Raw genomic sequence first — 15,590 nt, 5'->3', positions numbered from 1 at the left:
AGATGGCTAAACAACCGGGGTTAGATTTCCAAAGTGCCAAAGGTGGAATTGGCGAACTGAAACGCAGACTGCTGTTTGTTATCGGTGCGCTGATTGTGTTCCGTATTGGCTCTTTTATTCCGATCCCTGGTATTGATGCCGCTGTACTTGCCAAACTGCTTGAACAACAGCGTGGCACCATCATTGAAATGTTTAACATGTTCTCTGGTGGTGCTCTCAGCCGTGCTTCTATCTTTGCTCTGGGTATTATGCCGTATATTTCGGCATCAATTATTATCCAATTGCTAACGGTCGTTCACCCGGCCCTGGCGGAGTTAAAGAAAGAAGGGGAGTCTGGTCGTCGTAAGATTAGCCAGTACACTCGTTACGGTACCCTGGTGTTGGCTATATTCCAGTCGATCGGTATTGCTACCGGTTTACCGAATATGCCCGGAATGCAGGGCCTGGTAATGAATCCGGGCTTTGCATTTTACTTCACCGCTGTTGTAAGTCTGGTTACAGGAACCATGTTCCTGATGTGGCTCGGCGAACAAATTACTGAACGTGGTATCGGTAACGGTATCTCGATCATTATTTTCGCTGGTATTGTGGCGGGCCTTCCGCCAGCCATTGCCCATACTATCGAGCAAGCGCGTCAAGGCGACCTGCACTTCCTCCTGTTGCTGTTGGTTGCAGTATTAGTATTTGCAGTGACGTTCTTTGTTGTTTTCGTTGAGCGTGGTCAACGCCGCATTGTGGTAAACTACGCGAAACGTCAGCAAGGTCGTCGTGTTTATGCTGCTCAGAGCACACATTTGCCGCTGAAAGTAAATATGGCGGGGGTAATCCCGGCTATTTTTGCTTCCAGTATTATTCTGTTCCCGGCGACCATCGCGTCATGGTTCGGGGGTGGTACTGGTTGGAACTGGCTGACAACAATTTCGCTGTATTTGCAGCCTGGGCAACCGCTTTATGTGTTACTCTATGCATCTGCAATCATCTTCTTCTGTTTCTTCTACACGGCGTTGGTTTTCAACCCGCGTGAAACAGCAGATAACCTGAAGAAGTCCGGTGCATTCGTACCAGGAATTCGTCCGGGAGAGCAAACGGCGAAGTATATCGATAAAGTAATGACTCGTCTGACTCTGGTTGGTGCGCTGTATATTACTTTTATCTGCCTGATCCCGGAGTTCATGCGTGATGCAATGAAAGTGCCGTTCTACTTCGGTGGGACTTCTCTGCTTATCGTTGTTGTCGTGATTATGGACTTTATGGCTCAAGTGCAAACTCTGATGATGTCCAGTCAGTATGAGTCTGCATTGAAGAAGGCGAACCTGAAAGGCTACGGTCGTTAATGGTCGCCCGAGAAGTTACGGAGAGTAAAAATGAAAGTTCGTGCTTCCGTCAAGAAATTATGCCGTAACTGCAAAATCGTTAAACGTGATGGCGTCATCCGTGTGATTTGCAGTGCCGAGCCGAAGCATAAACAGCGCCAAGGCTGATTATTTCGCATATTTTTCTTGCAAAGTTGGGTTGAGCTGGCTAGATTAGCCAGCCAATCTTTTGTATGTCTGTACGTTTCCATTTGAGTATCCTGAAAACGGGCTTTTCAGCATGGTACGTACTAGTAAAATTATAGGAGTGCATAGTGGCCCGTATAGCAGGCATTAACATTCCTGATCAGAAACATGCTGTGATCGCATTAACTTCGATCTATGGCGTCGGTAAAACCCGCTCCCAAGCCATTCTGGCGGCTGCGGGCATCGCTGAAAATGTTAAGATCAGTGAGCTGTCTGAAGAACAAATCGACACGCTGCGTGACGAAGTTGCCAAATTTGTCGTTGAAGGTGATCTGCGCCGTGAAATTAGCATGAGCATCAAGCGCCTGATGGATCTTGGTTGCTATCGCGGTTTGCGTCATCGTCGTGGTCTCCCGGTTCGCGGTCAGCGTACCAAGACCAACGCACGTACCCGTAAGGGTCCGCGCAAACCGATCAAGAAATAATCGGGGTGATTGAATAATGGCAAAGGCACCAATTCGTGCACGTAAACGTGTAAGAAAACAAGTCTCTGACGGCGTGGCTCATATCCATGCTTCTTTCAACAACACCATCGTTACTATTACTGATCGTCAGGGTAACGCGCTGGGTTGGGCAACAGCCGGTGGTTCCGGTTTCCGTGGTTCTCGCAAATCCACTCCGTTTGCAGCTCAGGTTGCAGCAGAGCGTTGCGCTGAAGCCGTAAAAGAATACGGCATCAAGAATCTGGAAGTTATGGTTAAGGGACCGGGTCCGGGTCGCGAATCTACTATTCGTGCTCTGAACGCCGCTGGTTTCCGCATCACTAATATTACTGATGTGACTCCGATCCCTCACAACGGTTGTCGTCCGCCGAAAAAACGTCGCGTATAACGCGCTCGTTTTCTAGGATTGTTGGAGAAAGAAAATGGCAAGATATTTGGGTCCTAAGCTCAAGCTGAGCCGTCGTGAGGGCACAGACCTGTTCCTTAAGTCTGGCGTTCGCGCGATCGATACCAAGTGTAAAATTGAACAAGCTCCTGGCCAGCACGGTGCGCGTAAACCGCGTCTGTCTGACTATGGTGTGCAGTTGCGTGAAAAGCAAAAAGTTCGCCGTATCTACGGTGTGCTGGAGCGTCAGTTCCGTAACTACTACAAAGAAGCAGCACGTCTGAAAGGCAACACAGGTGAAAACCTGCTGGGTCTGCTGGAAGGTCGTCTGGACAACGTTGTATACCGTATGGGCTTTGGCGCCACTCGTGCAGAAGCACGTCAGCTGGTTAGCCACAAAGCAATCATGGTAAACGGTCGTGTTGTTAACATCGCTTCTTATCAGGTTAGTCCGAATGACGTGGTTAGCATTCGTGAGAAAGCGAAAAAGCAGTCTCGCGTGAAAGCCGCTCTGGAGCTGGCTGAGCAGCGTGAAAAGCCAACCTGGCTGGAAGTTGATGCTGGCAAGATGGAAGGTACGTTCAAGCGTAAGCCGGAGCGTTCTGATCTGTCTGCGGACATTAACGAACACCTGATCGTCGAGCTTTACTCCAAGTAAAGCTTAGTACCAAAGAGAGGACACAATGCAGGGTTCTGTGACAGAGTTTCTAAAACCGCGCCTGGTAGATATCGAGCAAGTGAGTTCGACGCACGCCAAGGTGACCCTTGAGCCTTTAGAGCGTGGCTTTGGCCATACTCTGGGTAACGCACTGCGCCGTATTCTGCTCTCATCGATGCCGGGTTGCGCGGTGACTGAGGTTGAGATTGATGGTGTACTTCATGAGTACAGCACCAAAGAAGGCGTTCAGGAAGATATCCTTGAAATCCTGCTCAACCTGAAAGGGCTGGCGGTGAGAGTTCAGGGTAAAGATGATGTTATTCTTACTCTGAATAAATCTGGCATTGGCCCTGTGACTGCAGCCGACATTACCCACGACGGTGATGTCGAAATCGTCAAGCCGCAGCATGTGATCTGCCACCTGACCGATGAAAACGCATCTATCAATATGCGTATCAAAGTTCAGCGCGGTCGTGGTTATGTGCCGGCGTCTGCCCGAATTCATTCGGAAGAAGATGAGCGCCCGATCGGCCGTTTACTGGTTGATGCGTGCTACAGCCCTGTAGAGCGAATTGCCTACAATGTTGAAGCAGCACGTGTTGAACAGCGCACCGACCTGGACAAGCTGGTCATCGAAATGGAAACCAACGGCACAATCGATCCTGAAGAGGCGATTCGTCGTGCGGCAACCATCCTGGCAGAACAACTGGAAGCTTTCGTTGATTTACGTGATGTACGTCAGCCGGAAGTTAAAGAAGAGAAACCAGAATTCGATCCGATCCTGCTGCGCCCTGTTGACGATCTGGAATTGACTGTCCGCTCTGCTAACTGCCTCAAGGCAGAAGCTATCCACTATATCGGTGATCTGGTACAGCGTACCGAGGTTGAGTTGCTGAAAACGCCGAACCTGGGTAAAAAATCTCTTACTGAGATTAAAGACGTGCTGGCCTCACGTGGTCTGTCTCTGGGCATGCGCCTGGAAAACTGGCCGCCGGCAAGCATTGCTGACGAGTAACCGGATCACAGGTTAAGGTTTTACTGAGAAGGATAAGGTCATGCGCCATCGTAAGAGTGGTCGTCAACTGAACCGCAACAGCAGCCATCGCCAGGCCATGTTCCGTAACATGGCAGGTTCTCTGGTTCGTCATGAGATCATCAAGACGACTCTGCCGAAAGCGAAAGAGCTGCGTCGCGTAGTTGAGCCGCTGATTACTCTTGCCAAGACTGATAGCGTTGCTAATCGTCGTCTGGCATTCGCCCGTACTCGTGATAACGAGATCGTGGCAAAACTGTTTAACGAGCTGGGCCCGCGTTTCGCGAGCCGTGCCGGTGGTTACACTCGCATTCTGAAGTGTGGCTTCCGTGCTGGTGACAATGCTCCGATGGCTTACATCGAGCTGGTTGATCGCGCCGAGCCGAAAGCAGAAGCTGCTGCAGAGTAATCTGTAGTAACGTAAAAAGACCCGCTTCGGCGGGTTTTTTTATATCCTGAGCATTACCACTTTCCTACAATGTTCGTATCTTTCTTGCTCATCCCTGGAGACCCATTATGTGGTTGCTTGATCAGTGGGCAGAACGGCATATCCTTGACGCCCAAAATAAAGGTGAATTCGACAACCTTCCCGGTCTCGGCGAGCCGCTCACTCTGGATGATGATTCTCATGTTCCTCCAGAGCTTCGAACTGGATACCGTTTATTGAAGAATGCGGGCTGTCTACCGCCAGAGCTTGAATATCGTAGAGAAGCGATCGCGCTGGCTGATTTGTTAAATGGCGTGGAGGAAAATCATCCACAGCATCGGGAGTTACAACGCCGCTTATCTTTACTTGAGCTCAAATTGCGCCAGGCAGGTTTAAGCACTGATTTTTTGCGCGGTGATTACGCCATAAAACTGCAGCAGAAGTTAAACGAGGAATAGCCTATGTACCGCATTGGTGAAATTGCGAAATTAGCTGAAGTGACGCCGGATACCATCCGCTACTATGAAAAACAACAGATGATGGATCATGAAATACGGACGGAAGGCGGTTTTCGTCTTTATACGGACAGAGATTTGCAACGTCTAAAATTTATCCGCCATGCGCGCCAGTTAGGATTTACGTTAGAAGCGATACGTGAATTACTGTCGATCCGAATTGATCCTGAACATCATACATGTCAGGAGTCGAAGAGTATTGTGCAGACCCGTTTGGCTGAAGTGGAAGCGCGTATTGATGAACTCCAGGCAATGCGGCGTTCCCTACAGAAACTGAACGATGCCTGTTGTGGTACTGCGCACAGCAGTGTCTATTGTTCCATTCTGGAAGCGCTGGAACAGGGCGCGAGTGGTAAGACTAATTCGTCGACCTGTTGATCTTCTCTGCGCAGAGATCTACACTTCGGCCGTTTTAACATACAAACTGGAGAAGCTATGAGCCGCTATCAGCATACTAAAGGGCAGATTAATGATAATGCCATTGAGGCATTGTTGCATGACCCACTGTTCAGGCAGCGTATTGAGAAAAATAAGAAAGGGAAAGGGAGTTATCTTCGAAAAGAAAAACATGCAAACTGGGGAGATAAGGAGGCCAGTGGCAAGCAAGCACATCGCTTATTTACCACTGGCCTTCTGGTTTCTGCTTAATTAATTACGGTTATTCTGCTCTTTCAGCAGGTCGCGGATTTCACTCAGCAATACTTCTTCTTTGCTTGGCGCCGGCGGGGCTTTAGGCTCTTCTTCCTGATTGCGTTTCAGCTTATTAATTACCTTGATCGCAAGGAAGATGGCAAAAGCAACGATGATAAAATCAAATACATTCTGGATAAACACGCCGTAATGCATTACGACAGCGGGCACGTCGCCCTGTGCATCGCGTAACGTTAATGCAAACTGTTTGAAATCAATTCCACCGATTAATAATCCAAGTGGCGGCATAATGATATCGGCAACCAGGGAAGATACGATTTTACCGAACGCTGCACCGATGATCACACCAACGGCCAAATCCACTACATTGCCGCGCATTGCGAACTCGCGGAACTCTTTCAAAATACTCATATCCTTCTCCATGTGCAGGCTGTCTGGATAAGTTTAACAAATTACCGTTCAATTTCCATTTGCAGGCATAACTAACCAGATTTTTTAATCCCTTATTAATTCAGGGATTAAGAAAGGATGCGGATATCCGCGTCCTTTGAGATTAAAGGAAGAAGGGGCTTGGCTGGAAGAGTCTTTCAACGTCTGTAATATATTTTTTGTCGGTTAAAAACATAATTACGTGGTCGCCCTGCTCAATACGCAAATTATCATTAGCAATCATCACATCGTTGCCACGTACCACTGCGCCAATAATCGTGCCGGGCGGGAGTTTAATCTCATCAATAACACGACCCACTACGCGAGAGGTCGTTTCGTCACCGTGAGCGACAGCTTCGATCGCCTCGGCGACGCCACGACGCAACGAAGAAACCCCGACAATATCGGCTTTGCGCACGTGGCTAAGCAGTGCGGAGATAGTTGCCTGCTGCGGTGAAATCGCAATATCAATTACGCTGCCCTGTACCAGATCGACGTAAGCGCGGCGCTGGATCAGCACCATGACCTTTTTCGCTCCCATACGTTTGGCCAGCATTGCCGACATAATATTCGCTTCGTCATCGTTGGTGACGGCAATAAACAGGTCAACCTGATCGATGTGTTCTTCGGCCAGCAATTCTTGATCCGACGCATCACCATAGAAAACGATGGTATTTTGTAGTTTTTCTGCCAGTTCTGCAGCACGCTGCTGATCGCGTTCGATCAATTTGACGCTGTAATCTTTCTCCAGTTGGCGTGCCAGACCTGCGCCTATATTCCCGCCGCCAACCAGCATGATGCGTTTGTACGGTTTTTCCAGGCGCTGGAGCTCGCTCATTACTGCGCGAATATGCTGCGATGCGGCAATAAAGAACACCTCGTCCCCGGCCTCTACTATGGTGGAACCTTGCGGGCGAATAGGGCGGTCGTGACGAAATATGGCCGCAACGCGGGTATCAATATGCGGCATATGTTCGCGCATGGTCGATAACGCATTACCAACGAGCGGCCCACCGTAATAGGCTTTAACTACGGCAAGGCTGACTTTCCCCTCGGCGAAATTTACTACTTGCAGCGCTCCGGGATATTCGATCAGCCGATAGATACTATCAATCACCAACTGTTCTGGTGCGATTAAGTGGTCGATCGGCACAGCTTCTGAATGGAACAGTTTATCGGCATCGCGCACATAATCTGGCGAACGAATACGTGCAATGCGGTTCGGCGTATTAAACAGTGAGTAAGCAACCTGACAGGCAACCATATTGGTTTCATCTGAACTGGTCACAGCGACCAGCATATCGGCGTCATCTGCGCCAGCTTCACGTAATACGCGTGGATGCGAGCCATGCCCCTGCACAACTCGCAGATCAAACTTGTCCTGCAAGCTGCGCAGACGATCGCCATTGGTATCGACAACGGTAATGTCGTTATTCTCCCCGACCAGGTTTTCCGCCAGCGTGCCGCCAACCTGCCCTGCGCCCAGAATAATTATTTTCATCTGCTGTGACCCGTTGTTCTCATCACTGTTTGATTATCTTAGCGTAAAAGAAACCGTCGCCTTCTTCCGCTCCCGGCAATTTCTGCAACCCTGGCTGTTCCGGCGTACCGGTCAGGCTAAGCTGCGCATCTGGCGTACGCTTCAGGAAAGCTGCAACCTGCTGGCTGTTCTCTTCCGGCAGGATCGAACAGGTTGCGTATACCAGCGTGCCGCCAGATTTTAGATGCGGCCAGATAGCATCCAGAATTTCTGACTGCAACTGCACCAGTTCAGGAATATCACGATCGCGACGCAACCACTTGATGTCCGGGTGTCGACGAATGACCCCTGTCGCAGAACAAGGCGCATCTACCAGAATACGGTCAAAGACTTCTTCGCCACACCACTGTGACGGGAAACGACCGTCGCCCTGTTTGACCTGCGCTTTCATACCAAGACGTTTCAGGTTGTCGTAAACGCGGGATAAGCGTTGTTCGTCAACATCCACAGCCAGGACGCTGGCTTCCGGCGCCGCTTCAAGAATGTGCGTCGTTTTGCCACCTGGCGCAGCACAAAGGTCGAGAATGCGTTCGCCATTTTGCGGGGCGAGGAAGTTGATACAACCCTGGGCTGACGCATCCTGCACCGTGACCCAGCCTTCCGCAAATCCAGGAAGCGCAGCAACGGGAGCTGCCGTTGCCAGACGAACGGCATCCGGGTAATCCGCATGGGTAAACCCTTGCAAACCGTGTTCTTCCAGTAATGCCAGCCAGCCGTTTCGGGTATGGTGTTGGCGGTTCACGCGCAGCCACATTGGTGGACGTTGGTTACTGGCCTCGATAACCTGCTGCCATTGCTGCGGATAAGCTTTTTGTACTCGTTTTAGCAGCCATGCCGGAAACAGATAGCGGTTATCGCTGCTGGCGAATTCCGCCAGTAATTCCTCTTGCTGACGTTGAAACTGGCGCAACACGCCATTAATCAACCCCTTAAGTTGCGGTCGTTTGATGGCAACCGCACCTTCTACCGTTTCTGCCAGCGCTGCATGCGCAGGAATTCGGGTATGTAGAAGCTGATAAAATCCGACCATGATCAGGTAGTGTACCGTGCGTTGTTTTCCGGTCATCGGACGCGACATCAGCTTATTGATCAGCCAGTCGAGCTGTGGCAGCACGCGTAAAACACCGAAGCACAACTCCTGGAGCAGTGCCTTATCTTTGTCAGAGACTTTCTGTTGAAGCGGCGGCAGGATATTGCTGAGCGATTGCCCTTGTTCCATCACCTGCTCGATGGCCTGCGCAGCCATACTGCGTAAATTGTTCTGTTTTTTCATAACCACAAACATAAAAATGCCCGGCAAAACCGGGCTAAGAAATGTGTATCACGCCAGGCGATTGCCGGGGATAAACCACTCACGCCGCGAGTTCAGGAGATCCTGCGCACTCATGGCTTTTTTACCTGCCGGCTGTAGCGACTCAAGATTCAGTATTCCATCAACGGTGGCAACCTGAATACCCGCTTTTGAAGCATCCAGAACCGTACCCGGCTCAGCACGGGTGGCAGAAGGAATCACCGAAGCTTGCCATATTTTCACTGGCTGCTCATCAACCATGAACCAGCTCATTGGCCACGGGTTGAAAGCGCGGATGCAGCGTTCCAGTTGCGCGGCGCTGAGCGACCAGTCAATACGTGCCTCTTCTTTGCTCAGTTTCTCTGCGTAAGTGACCAGAGCTTCGTCCTGCACCTGCGGTTGCGCGTTGCCCTGAGCGAGCTGTTGCAGTGTGACAAGCAGCCCCTGCGGGCCAAGCTCCGCTAATTTCGCATATAGCGTGGCGCTGGTGTCTTGTGCGGTAATAGGGCATGAAAGCTTATATAGCATATCGCCAGTATCGAGCCCCACATCCATCTGCATAATGGTAACGCCGGTTTCCTCATCGCCAGCCCATAATGAGCGCTGGATCGGCGCCGCGCCGCGCCAGCGCGGCAGCAGAGAACCATGGACGTTGATACAGCCCTTGCTCGGCATGTCCAGAACGGCTTTGGGAAGAATCAAACCATATGCCACTACGACCATGACATCGGCCTTAAGGTCGGCAATTAGTTGCTGATTTTCCTGCTGGCGCAGAGATGCTGGTTGAAACACCGGCAAGCCTTTTTCTTCTGCCAGCACTTTCACCGGACTGGGCATCAATTTTTTACCGCGGCCAGCGGGGCGATCGGGCTGGGTGAAAACCCCAACGACCTGATGCTCAGAAGACAACAGCGCGTCAAGGTGACGCGCTGCGAAGTCAGGTGTGCCGGCGAAAATAATACGTAGAGAATCTGACACGTTTATCCCTTTTTGCCTGCGTTTAAGCGCGAGCGTTCATGCGATCCAGTTTTTCAACTTTCTGGCGAATGCGCTGACGTTTCATCGGCGACAGGTAATCAATGAACAGTTTACCTACCAGATGATCCATCTCGTGCTGAATACAGATAGCCAGCAGCCCATCAGCTTCCAGTTCGAATGTTTTTCCATCACGATCCAGCGCACGGATTTTCACTTTTTCAGCGCGCGGTACCAATGCACGTTGTTCCGGAATTGACAGACAGCCTTCTTCGATGCCTGTTTCCCCGCTTTTTTCCAGCAGTTCCGGGTTAATCAGTACCAGTTGTTCATCGCGATTTTCAGAAACGTCGATGACGATAATGCGCTGATGGATATCAACCTGCGTTGCTGCAAGACCAATACCTTCTTCTGCGTACATGGTTTCAAACATATCATCCACAATACGTTGAATGTCCGCATTCACTTCTTTAACCGGCTCGGCGACTTTGCGAAGGCGCTCGTCCGGAATATGTAACACATGCAAAACTGCCATAAATATCCAGAGTCGTGTTCAGGAGTTGGTGAGAATATTACCTCTATTCTAGACAAAACCCCCACTGATTGACAGCATCGGTGACCAATCGCAAGGATTGCCAGGACGGCTTGTGGCAGGGGAAATGGATGACATCCACAGAGATAGGATTACGCTTACTACAGGTCGGAGACCTGTGCGGCGATAAATGGCTACATACAGCACAATGGCTGGAGAAAAACAAAGGAGCAACGCCTGAAGAGCTTGAGCATTTCGGGCTGACAACAGCTCAGGCCAGGCGTTTTTTCTCTTTGTCGGCGCAGGAGCTGGAGAAGAACCTGGATTGGCTGAGTCAGGCAAACCATCATCTCATTAGTGCCAGTGATGCGGCGTATCCCGAATCTCTGCGCGCTATTGCTGATTATCCGGGTGCCATTTTGGTGAAGGGCGAAGTCTCAGCGCTAAAAACTCAACAACTGGCAGTTGTTGGCAGCCGAGCCCATTCCTGGTATGGAGAGCGCTGGGGACGTCTGTTTTGCGAGGCGCTTGCCCGAAGTGGTTTTACCATTACCAGCGGTATGGCTCTGGGGATCGACAGTATTGCCCACCGGGCCGCGTTGAATGTTGGAGGCAAAAGCGTAGCTGTGTTGGGAAATGGCCTTTTTAGTCTCTATCCCCGGCGGCACTCGGTGCTTGCCAGCCAGCTTATTGATTGCGGTGGTGCACTGGTTTCCGAATTTCCCCTTGCGGCGCATCCCAAACGGGAACATTTTCCTCGACGAAATCGCATTATCAGCGGCCTTAGTCGTGGTGTGTTGGTTGTTGAGGCAGCATTACGCAGCGGGTCGCTCGTCACCGCCCGAAGTGCGCTTGATCAAGGCCGCGAGGTTTTTGCGCTGCCCGGCCCGATTGGTAGTCCCGGTAGTGAGGGGCCGCACTGGTTAATCAAACAAGGGGCAACTTTGGTGACATCTGCCGGTGAGATCCTCGAAAGTTTGCAATACGGGCTAAGCTGGCTACCTGAACCAGGTGGAAATTCATTTTATTCTGCAGATCAAGAAGAGGTGGCATTGCCATTTCCTGAGCTCCTGGCTAACGTAGGAGATGAGGTAACACCTGTTGACGTCGTCGCTGAACGTGCCGGCCAACCTGTGCCAGTCACAGCCGCTCAATTGCTTGAACTGGAGTTAGCAGGATGGATCGCAGCTGTACCCGGCGGCTATGTCCGATTGAGGAGGGCAAGCCATGTTCGACGTACTAATGTACTTGTTTGAGACTTACATCCATAACGAAGCTGAAATGCGTGTGGATCAAGACAAACTGGAACGGGATCTTACCGACGCCGGATTTGATCGTGAAGATATCTACAACGCTCTTTTGTGGCTGGAAAAGCTGGCTGATTATCAGGAAGGCCTCGCCGAACCGATGCAGCTTGCTTCTGATCCACTCTCAGTACGTATCTATACTGCTGAAGAGTGTGAAAGGCTGGATGCCAGTTGCCGGGGATTTTTGTTGTTCCTTGAGCAGATTCAGGTGCTAAACCTCGAAACCCGAGAAATGGTGATAGAACGTGTGCTGGCGCTGGATACGGCAGAGTTCGATCTGGAAGATCTTAAATGGGTCATCCTGATGGTACTCTTCAATATTCCTGGATGTGAAAATGCATACCAGCAGATGGAAGAATTACTCTTTGAAGTGAATGAAGGTATGCTGCACTAATCATTTTTGCAGCTTCAAGAGTCATTATGGCCAAATCAGCACTGTTTTCGGTGCGCAACAACGAGCCCTGCCCACAATGCGGGGCTGAACTTGTTATTCGTTCCGGGAAACACGGCCCGTTTCTCGGATGTTCCCATTATCCGGAATGTGACTATGTTCGTCCCCTGAAGAGCCAGGCGGATGGACATATTGTTAAAGTTCTGGATGGGCACCTGTGTCCAGAGTGCGGCGCGCCGATGGTATTACGGCAAGGGCGTTTTGGTATGTTTATCGGTTGTAGTCAGTATCCGGAGTGTGAACATACCGAGCTGATTGATAAGCCCGACGATACTGCCATTACCTGCCCGCAGTGTCAGAGTGGACATCTGGTGCAGCGCCGTTCCCGATACGGCAAAACCTTCTATTCCTGCGATCGCTACCCTGATTGCCAGTTCGTTATCAATTTCAAGCCGGTGGCGGGTGAATGCCCTGCGTGCCACTACCCGCTGCTTATCGAAAAGAAAACCGCGCAAGGTGTAAAACGCTTCTGCGCCAGTAAACAATGTGGAAAGCCGGTAACGGCGGAACAAACTCGTGAAGAATAACCTGCCAACAGATCCTGTTGCTTCGGCGATCGGGGTTCTGAATAAAGAAGAAGTCATCGCTTATCCAACTGAAGCTGTTTTTGGTGTCGGCTGCGACCCAGACAGTGAAACTGCCGTCTATCGTCTGCTTGAACTGAAGCAGCGTCCGGTTGATAAAGGCCTAATCCTGATTGCAGCCAACTTTGATCAGCTGAAACCCTATATTGATGACAGCATGCTGACAGACGAACAACGCAAGGCTGTCTTCAGATGCTGGCCTGGCCCGGTAACCTTTGTGTTTCCGGCAAAACCAACCACACCGCGCTGGTTAACCGGGCGTTTTGACTCGCTGGCTGTACGTGTCACCGATCACCCAATGGTGATTGCACTTTGCACGGCTTACGGCAAACCGCTGGTTTCGACAAGTGCCAATTTATCCGGGCTGCCACCTTGCAGAACGGCGCAAGAGGTTATCGAACAATTTGGTGCCAGCTTTCCGGTGATTGATGCGCCAACGGGCGGCCGGCAGAACCCTTCTGAAATCCGTGATGCCCTCACCGGCGAACTTTTTCGCCAGGGATAATAGTATGGAATCCTACGCAGTCTTCGGTAACCCTATTGCTCATAGTAAGTCGCCTTTTATCCATCAACAGTTTGCCCTTCAGCTTGGCATCGAACATCCCTATGGGCGCGTGCTTGCGCCCATGAATGACTTTGGGAATGCGCTGGATGCCTTCTTTGCTGCTGGTGGTAAAGGCGCGAACGTTACGGTTCCCTTTAAAGAAGAGGCATTTGCTCGAGCCGATGAGCTGACAGAACGCGCAGCGCTGGCTGGTGCGGTAAATACATTAAAGCGCCTTGATGATGGGCGTTTGGTGGGAGATAACACCGATGGCATCGGTTTGCTCAGCGATTTGCAACGGCTGGGCTTTATCCGCCCGGGATTTCGTATCCTGTTGGTTGGCGCGGGAGGCGCGGCGCGCGGCGTATTACTTCCTCTGTTATCACTGGATTGTGCGATAACGATGACTAACCGAACATTTTCACGAGCGGAAGAGCTGGCGAAGCTCTTTGCTCATACCGGTAGTGTCGTTGCCGTGCAAATGGATGATCTTCAGGGGCATGAATTCGATCTGATCATTAATGCAACTTCCAGCGGGATTGGTGGGAATATCCCGGCATTACCGTCATCGCTCGTTCATGCCAAACTTTACTGCTACGACATGTTCTACCAAAAAGGGAACACACCGTTTCTGGACTGGTGTATAAACTTGGGTGCAAAACAGTGCGCAGATGGTTTGGGTATGCTGGTGGGGCAGGCTGCACATGCGGTATTGCTGTGGCACGGCGTGTTGCCGGATGTTGAACCAGTCATTCAGATGCTGAAGCAGGAGCTGGCGAAATGAATCAGGCTATCCAGTTTCCGGATCGCGAAGAGTGGGATCCTTCAATGCAGGCCGTCTGCTTTCCTGCACTGGTTAATGGAATGCAGATGATATGCGCCATTAAAGGTGATGATCTCAAGCAACGCTTCGATGCTGAAACGCCGGAGCAGTTTCTGGCGACGTTTCGTGACTATCGCTGGGATCTGGAGGAAGAGGCGGAACAGTTGATCCGCCAACAGAAGGAAGATGATCAGGGTATTGTCTGGTTATCCTGATCCAGATACTCATCTTTCCATTTCACATAGTTGTTCGCCGAGTACTTTAATCCTTCTATTTCCGCTTCCTTCAGGGGGCGGATCTGTTTTACCGGGCTTCCCAGATACAAATATCCGCTCTCCAGCCGCTTATTTTGCGGCACCAGGCTGCCCGCGCCGATCATGACGTCGTCTTCAATAACCGCGCCATCCAGCAAAATAGAGCCCATCCCAACCAGCACGCGATCGCCAATGATGCAGCCGTGCAGCATCACTTTATGCCCAACGGTGACATCCTCGCCGATGATGAGTGGGTTTCCTTCTGGGTTAGAAGAGGATTTATGCGTAACATGCAGAACGCTACCATCCTGAATATTGCTACGGGCACCGATCTCTACATAGTTCACATCACCGCGAATAACGACCAGCGGCCAGATGCCTACATCATCAGCAATTCTGACATCACCAATTACCACGCTGCTGCTATCAACCATGACCCGCAAGCCGATTTTAGGGAAGAGATCCTTATAAGGACGTAAAACAACTGACATAGCTACCTCATTAAAAACGGGCTGAGAGAAAGACTTTGATCGTTAGAAAGGCCTTCTGCAAGCCTTTTACGCGTCATTAAATGTGCAGATCGTACGGGATCGCAGCAAAAAGAATGAAAAAACAGCAGTCAGAAAAAAAGATCGCAAAAAGACTTGTGCTTAAAATTGGGATCCCTATAATGCGCCTCCGTTGACACGACAACGTGAATCACTTCACGAGATGGTCGGGCAACGAAAGAGAAAAATCCTGAAATTCAGGGTTGACTCTGAAAGAGGAAAGCGTAATATACGCCACCTCGCGACGAAGCGCTGAAAGCCGCGTCGCAACTGCTCTTTAACAATTTATCAGACAATCTGTGTGGGCACTCAGGTGACATGGATTCTTGATGTCCTCGGACAAAAAATGAATACCAAGTCTCACGGGTGAACACGTAATTCATTACGAAGTTTAATTCGATGAGCATCAAACTTTAAATTGAAGAGTTTGATCATGGCTCAGATTGAACGCTGGCGGCAGGCCTAACACATGCAAGTCGGACGGTAGCACAGAGAGCTTGCTCTCGGGTGACGAGTGGCGGACGGGTGAGTAATGTCTGGGAAACTGCCTGATGGAGGGGGATAACTACTGGAAACGGTAGCTAATACCGCATAACGTCGCAAGACCAAAGAGGGGGACCTTCGGGCCTCTTGCCATCAGA

22 protein-coding genes are annotated in these 15,590 nt (G+C 50.6%); 16 read left to right on the top strand and 6 right to left on the bottom strand.

All coding sequences use genetic code 11. From position 1 onward, the window contains the following. Positions 1 to 2 precede the first annotated feature (2 nt). The 10 genes from secY (at position 3) to C0557_RS23570 (ending at position 5,668) form a co-directional block, all read left to right on the top strand. Positions 3 to 1,334 carry a preprotein translocase subunit SecY gene (secY, locus tag C0557_RS23615; RefSeq protein ID WP_007369823.1) on the top strand — a complete coding sequence of 444 codons (1,332 nt, stop codon included), beginning with the start codon at positions 3 to 5 and terminating at the stop codon, positions 1,332 to 1,334. A gap of 30 nt (positions 1,335 to 1,364) precedes the next feature. Next, complete coding sequence (gene rpmJ / locus C0557_RS23610; protein WP_000868187.1) at positions 1,365 to 1,481, top strand: 50S ribosomal protein L36; 117 nt, start codon at positions 1,365 to 1,367, stop codon at positions 1,479 to 1,481. Between the two features lie 146 nt (positions 1,482 to 1,627). After that, the gene (gene rpsM, locus C0557_RS23605) at positions 1,628 to 1,984 is read left to right on the top strand and encodes a 30S ribosomal protein S13 (protein WP_007369824.1); all 357 of its coding nucleotides are present in this window, start codon (positions 1,628 to 1,630) and stop codon (positions 1,982 to 1,984) included. Between the two features lie 16 nt (positions 1,985 to 2,000). Beyond that, complete coding sequence (rpsK, locus tag C0557_RS23600; protein WP_002919257.1) at positions 2,001 to 2,390, top strand: 30S ribosomal protein S11; 390 nt, start codon at positions 2,001 to 2,003, stop codon at positions 2,388 to 2,390. A 34-nt stretch (positions 2,391 to 2,424) separates the two neighbouring features. Then, the gene (gene rpsD, locus C0557_RS23595; protein ID WP_003031138.1) at positions 2,425 to 3,045 is read left to right on the top strand and encodes a 30S ribosomal protein S4; all 621 of its coding nucleotides are present in this window, start codon (positions 2,425 to 2,427) and stop codon (positions 3,043 to 3,045) included. 25 nt (positions 3,046 to 3,070) lie between these two features. Next, positions 3,071 to 4,060 (top strand): DNA-directed RNA polymerase subunit alpha, encoded by a 990-nt coding sequence (rpoA, locus tag C0557_RS23590; RefSeq protein ID WP_007369825.1) that lies wholly within the window; start codon positions 3,071 to 3,073, stop codon positions 4,058 to 4,060. A gap of 40 nt (positions 4,061 to 4,100) precedes the next feature. Next, a complete protein-coding gene (gene rplQ, locus C0557_RS23585; protein WP_002919206.1) occupies positions 4,101 to 4,487 on the top strand; it encodes a 50S ribosomal protein L17 in 387 nt (128 codons plus the stop codon). A gap of 107 nt (positions 4,488 to 4,594) precedes the next feature. After that, positions 4,595 to 4,963, top strand: coding sequence for a DUF1992 domain-containing protein (locus C0557_RS23580; protein WP_208661573.1), 369 nt, complete (start codon positions 4,595 to 4,597; stop codon positions 4,961 to 4,963). A 3-nt stretch (positions 4,964 to 4,966) separates the two neighbouring features. After that, positions 4,967 to 5,398 (top strand): Zn(2+)-responsive transcriptional regulator, encoded by a 432-nt coding sequence (gene zntR / locus C0557_RS23575; protein WP_074780843.1) that lies wholly within the window; start codon positions 4,967 to 4,969, stop codon positions 5,396 to 5,398. Between the two features lie 57 nt (positions 5,399 to 5,455). After that, on the top strand, positions 5,456 to 5,668 hold the full coding sequence (locus C0557_RS23570) for an alternative ribosome-rescue factor A (protein ID WP_208661571.1): 213 nt from the start codon (positions 5,456 to 5,458) through the stop codon (positions 5,666 to 5,668). On the opposite strand, the gene mscL is transcribed toward C0557_RS23570, so the two are convergent. From mscL to def, 5 genes are all read right to left on the bottom strand, one after another. Then, positions 5,669 to 6,082 carry a large-conductance mechanosensitive channel protein MscL gene (mscL, locus tag C0557_RS23565; protein ID WP_035890470.1) on the bottom strand — a complete coding sequence of 138 codons (414 nt, stop codon included), beginning with the start codon at positions 6,080 to 6,082 and terminating at the stop codon, positions 5,669 to 5,671. Positions 6,083 to 6,224: 142 nt separating this feature from the next. Further along, complete coding sequence (trkA, locus tag C0557_RS23560; RefSeq protein ID WP_007369830.1) at positions 6,225 to 7,601, bottom strand: Trk system potassium transporter TrkA; 1,377 nt, start codon at positions 7,599 to 7,601, stop codon at positions 6,225 to 6,227. Between the two features lie 22 nt (positions 7,602 to 7,623). Continuing rightward, on the bottom strand, positions 7,624 to 8,913 hold the full coding sequence (rsmB, locus tag C0557_RS23555) for a 16S rRNA (cytosine(967)-C(5))-methyltransferase RsmB (RefSeq protein WP_208663102.1): 1,290 nt from the start codon (positions 8,911 to 8,913) through the stop codon (positions 7,624 to 7,626). Positions 8,914 to 8,961: 48 nt separating this feature from the next. Then, on the bottom strand, positions 8,962 to 9,909 hold the full coding sequence (gene fmt / locus C0557_RS23550) for a methionyl-tRNA formyltransferase (RefSeq protein WP_208661569.1): 948 nt from the start codon (positions 9,907 to 9,909) through the stop codon (positions 8,962 to 8,964). A 22-nt stretch (positions 9,910 to 9,931) separates the two neighbouring features. Continuing rightward, the gene (def, locus tag C0557_RS23545) at positions 9,932 to 10,441 is read right to left on the bottom strand and encodes a peptide deformylase (RefSeq protein WP_007369833.1); all 510 of its coding nucleotides are present in this window, start codon (positions 10,439 to 10,441) and stop codon (positions 9,932 to 9,934) included. 128 nt (positions 10,442 to 10,569) lie between these two features. Between def and dprA the strand changes: the two genes are divergently transcribed. The 6 genes from dprA to C0557_RS23515 are packed head-to-tail and all read left to right on the top strand — an operon-like array spanning position 10,570 to position 14,362. Next, positions 10,570 to 11,694 (top strand): DNA-protecting protein DprA, encoded by a 1,125-nt coding sequence (gene dprA / locus C0557_RS23540; protein WP_208661567.1) that lies wholly within the window; start codon positions 10,570 to 10,572, stop codon positions 11,692 to 11,694. Then, a complete protein-coding gene (smg, locus tag C0557_RS23535) occupies positions 11,666 to 12,139 on the top strand; it encodes a DUF494 family protein Smg (protein WP_007369835.1) in 474 nt (157 codons plus the stop codon). Before dprA ends, smg begins: the two co-directional genes overlap by 29 nt. 26 nt (positions 12,140 to 12,165) lie before the next feature. Beyond that, complete coding sequence (locus C0557_RS23530) at positions 12,166 to 12,723, top strand: type I DNA topoisomerase (protein ID WP_208661565.1); 558 nt, start codon at positions 12,166 to 12,168, stop codon at positions 12,721 to 12,723. After that, complete coding sequence (gene tsaC / locus C0557_RS23525; protein WP_074780853.1) at positions 12,713 to 13,285, top strand: L-threonylcarbamoyladenylate synthase type 1 TsaC; 573 nt, start codon at positions 12,713 to 12,715, stop codon at positions 13,283 to 13,285. The genes C0557_RS23530 and tsaC overlap by 11 nt, the downstream gene beginning before the upstream one ends. A gap of 4 nt (positions 13,286 to 13,289) precedes the next feature. Then, entirely contained in the window at positions 13,290 to 14,108 is an 819-nt protein-coding gene (gene aroE / locus C0557_RS23520; RefSeq protein WP_208661563.1) for a shikimate dehydrogenase, read from the top strand. Continuing rightward, entirely contained in the window at positions 14,105 to 14,362 is a 258-nt protein-coding gene (locus C0557_RS23515) for a DUF1488 domain-containing protein (RefSeq protein WP_074780859.1), read from the top strand. Before aroE ends, C0557_RS23515 begins: the two co-directional genes overlap by 4 nt. Here C0557_RS23515 and C0557_RS23510 read toward each other — a convergent pair. Beyond that, entirely contained in the window at positions 14,338 to 14,892 is a 555-nt protein-coding gene (locus tag C0557_RS23510; protein WP_074780861.1) for a gamma carbonic anhydrase family protein, read from the bottom strand. The genes C0557_RS23515 and C0557_RS23510 overlap by 25 nt on opposite strands. Between the last annotated feature and the right edge of the window lie 698 nt (positions 14,893 to 15,590).

The sequence above is a fragment of the Kosakonia sp. MUSA4 genome (assembly GCF_013085925.1).
Classification (GTDB): Bacteria; Pseudomonadota; Gammaproteobacteria; order Enterobacterales; family Enterobacteriaceae; genus Kosakonia; species Kosakonia sacchari_B.
The sequence above is the reverse complement of the archived record's forward strand: the minus strand, read 5'-3'. Positions and strand labels throughout refer to the sequence as shown.

Bases quoted from the DNA above. Each gene is read 5' to 3' on its own strand.
- rplQ (WP_002919206.1), top strand. From the start codon at position 4,101: ATGCGCCATCGTAAGAGTGGTCGTCAACTGAACCGCAACAGCAGCCAT.
- rpsK (WP_002919257.1), top strand. From the start codon at position 2,001: ATGGCAAAGGCACCAATTCGTGCACGTAAACGTGTAAGAAAACAAGTC.
- C0557_RS23530 (WP_208661565.1), top strand. From the start codon at position 12,166: ATGGCCAAATCAGCACTGTTTTCGGTGCGCAACAACGAGCCCTGCCCA.
- aroE (WP_208661563.1), top strand. From the start codon at position 13,290: ATGGAATCCTACGCAGTCTTCGGTAACCCTATTGCTCATAGTAAGTCG.
- zntR (WP_074780843.1), top strand. From the start codon at position 4,967: ATGTACCGCATTGGTGAAATTGCGAAATTAGCTGAAGTGACGCCGGAT.
- C0557_RS23580 (WP_208661573.1), top strand. From the start codon at position 4,595: ATGTGGTTGCTTGATCAGTGGGCAGAACGGCATATCCTTGACGCCCAA.
- dprA (WP_208661567.1), top strand. From the start codon at position 10,570: ATGACATCCACAGAGATAGGATTACGCTTACTACAGGTCGGAGACCTG.
- trkA (WP_007369830.1), bottom strand. From the start codon at position 7,601: ATGAAAATAATTATTCTGGGCGCAGGGCAGGTTGGCGGCACGCTGGCG.
- rpmJ (WP_000868187.1), top strand. From the start codon at position 1,365: ATGAAAGTTCGTGCTTCCGTCAAGAAATTATGCCGTAACTGCAAAATC.
- secY (WP_007369823.1), top strand. From the start codon at position 3: ATGGCTAAACAACCGGGGTTAGATTTCCAAAGTGCCAAAGGTGGAATT.
- C0557_RS23515 (WP_074780859.1), top strand. From the start codon at position 14,105: ATGAATCAGGCTATCCAGTTTCCGGATCGCGAAGAGTGGGATCCTTCA.
- rpoA (WP_007369825.1), top strand. From the start codon at position 3,071: ATGCAGGGTTCTGTGACAGAGTTTCTAAAACCGCGCCTGGTAGATATC.
- rpsD (WP_003031138.1), top strand. From the start codon at position 2,425: ATGGCAAGATATTTGGGTCCTAAGCTCAAGCTGAGCCGTCGTGAGGGC.
- mscL (WP_035890470.1), bottom strand. From the start codon at position 6,082: ATGAGTATTTTGAAAGAGTTCCGCGAGTTCGCAATGCGCGGCAATGTA.
- C0557_RS23570 (WP_208661571.1), top strand. From the start codon at position 5,456: ATGAGCCGCTATCAGCATACTAAAGGGCAGATTAATGATAATGCCATT.
- def (WP_007369833.1), bottom strand. From the start codon at position 10,441: ATGGCAGTTTTGCATGTGTTACATATTCCGGACGAGCGCCTTCGCAAA.
- C0557_RS23510 (WP_074780861.1), bottom strand. From the start codon at position 14,892: ATGTCAGTTGTTTTACGTCCTTATAAGGATCTCTTCCCTAAAATCGGC.
- smg (WP_007369835.1), top strand. From the start codon at position 11,666: ATGTTCGACGTACTAATGTACTTGTTTGAGACTTACATCCATAACGAA.
- rsmB (WP_208663102.1), bottom strand. From the start codon at position 8,913: ATGAAAAAACAGAACAATTTACGCAGTATGGCTGCGCAGGCCATCGAG.